Source organism: Kocuria sp. JC486 (genome assembly GCF_011602805.1).
Taxonomy (GTDB): Bacteria; Actinomycetota; Actinomycetes; order Actinomycetales; family Micrococcaceae; genus Kocuria; species Kocuria soli.
This window is the reverse complement of sequence record NZ_JAAOZS010000049.1, coordinates 1-1,497: the sequence shown is the minus strand read 5'-3', so window position 1 is coordinate 1,497 and position 1,497 is coordinate 1. Positions and strand designations below refer to the sequence as shown.

The window sequence follows — 1,497 nt, the reverse complement described above, 5'->3', positions numbered from 1 at the left end:
GGGTGCCTCTATGGTTTTCGTCAAGCCGCCAGAGCGACTGACGACGGCGCCGAAGGCGTGGTCGGGTCTTCGTACAGAGTGCCATCCCGCAGCATCGCGTAGAGCACATCAGTGCGCCGCCGCGCCAGGGCGATCAGTGCCTGGTTATGGCGCTTGCCCTGGGCCCTCTTGCGGTCGTAATACGCCCGCGAGGGGCCGTGGTGCAGCGAGGCGAAGGCCGAGAGGAACAGCGCGCGCTTCAGCCGCTTGTTGCCTCCGCGGGGTGCGTGTTCACCACGGATCGAGGACCCGGATCGTCGGGTGACGGGAGCGATGCCGGCGTAGGAGGCCAGGTGCCCGGCATCGGCGAAGTCCTTGCCCACGACCTCGGTGAGAATCCGTGCAGCGGTCCTGACCCCTACCCCGGGCATCGAGATCAGGACCGGATGAAGAGGGTGGGCCTCCACCACAGCCTCCACCTGGATGGCCAGCCTTGCCCGCTGCTGGATCAGCCCTGCCAGCTGCTCGGCCAGAATCGGCACCACCGTGGCCGCAGCCTCAGTACCTGCCACGACCACGGTCTGCTGGGCCAGGGCTTCGAAGATCTCCTCCGTCAAGGAGCTGGCCAGTCGGGGCGCGTGCTTGCGCAGCCGGGCACGCACATGCCCGGGCCCAGCGGTCTTGAGCTTACCCGGAGTCGGGTACCGGCCCAGCAGATCCGCTACCGCCGGGTGCGTGATCCTGGGCCCCAGCACCCGTTCCAGGGCGGGGTGGATCTGGGTGAGCAGCCCGCGCAGCCGGTTCGAGGCCGCGGTGATCTGCGCGGCGAGATCATCGTCGGCCCCGGCGAGCATGGCCAGCTCGGCGATCTGCTCATCATCGACACGGATGGCTCGCAGGGTGTGGGGCATGGTCCGTGCGGCTTCGGCGATGATCGCGGCATCACGGGCATCAGTCTTGGCCGAGCCGGGGTGCAGGTCCGCGATCCGGCGCATGGCCAGCCCCGGCAGATACGCCACCACAACATCGTCACAGGACTGCGCCACGGCCACGGGCAGTGCCCCGATCGTGGCCGGCTGATCCACGACCAGCAGCACGGGCCCGTGGGCAGTGACGAGGTCGTCGAGGATGCCTCTGAGGCGGGTCTCGTCGTTGGGCAGGGCCTTGTCGTAGACCGTTTCGCCGGTGGCGGTGAGGGCGACGGCGTGGTGGTCGGTTTTGCCGACGTCGAGGCCGATGTACACGGCCGGGGTTGGGGTGGTCATGGCGGTTGCTCCTGGGCTGGTCGGGCCATGGTCGTGCTGGCCAGCCCTGTGGTGATCACGCTCGGCATCCACGTTACAAAGACCCTCGTGAGGGGGCCCCGCCTCTATCAGCGATCCGTGATCACCAGACCGGTCCTCGGTGACAACACCCCCCGGATCATGAGTGCGACTGGGGGCAACGATCATGCCGAGGACCGGCTGGCCGGCACCTGCTCATCCTGGACGATCCAGGCGCCGCGGAAAAGGTAACGGG

General features: G+C 68.3%; 1 protein-coding gene. It reads right to left on the bottom strand.

The genetic code is table 11. The features are described 5' to 3' along the window. Positions 1-20: 20 nt before the first annotated feature. Positions 21-1,244, bottom strand: coding sequence for an IS110 family transposase (locus GWK18_RS12790; protein ID WP_166835721.1), 1,224 nt, complete (start codon positions 1,242-1,244; stop codon positions 21-23). Positions 1,245-1,497 lie beyond the last annotated feature (253 nt).